Source organism: Rhizobium herbae, from assembly GCF_019511375.1.
GTDB classification, from domain to species: Bacteria; Pseudomonadota; Alphaproteobacteria; order Rhizobiales; family Rhizobiaceae; genus Pararhizobium; species Pararhizobium herbae_A.
The window spans coordinates 1-419 of sequence record NZ_JAEUAO010000016.1 but is presented as its reverse complement, the minus strand read 5'-3'; the positions used below and the strand labels follow the sequence as shown (position 1 = coordinate 419).

1 pseudogene is annotated in these 419 nt (G+C 64.7%); it reads left to right on the top strand.

From position 1 onward, the window contains the following. Nucleotides 1-419: pseudogene (locus tag JNB71_RS24255) on the top strand (protease modulator HflK); the annotation flags it as partial.

Below are 419 nucleotides of genomic sequence, written 5' to 3'. Positions count from 1 at the left end.
GCGTGCAGCCGCCGGAGCAGGTGCAGGCCGCGTTCGATGATGTGACCAAGGCGGGCCAGGACCGCGAGCGAGCCATCTCCGAGGGGCAGGCTTATGCCAACGACGTGGTGCCGCGTGCCAAAGGTACGGCAGCCCGTCTGGGTGAAGAGGCGCAAGGCTACAAGGCACGCGTCATCGCTCGTGCAGAAGGTGACGCGGCCCGCTTTGCCTCGGTGCAGCGCGAGTACGCAAAGGCGCCGCAGGTTACGCGCGACCGCATTTATCTGGAAACCATGCAAGACATTTACGCCAATTCGACGAAAGTCTTGGTCGACCAGAGCAATGGCAGCCTCTTGTATTTGCCGCTGGACAAGCTGATCGCGCAAACGCAGGGCGACACCTCCCGCCCGGCAGCGGCGCCTGGCGCCTCAGCGCAGGAC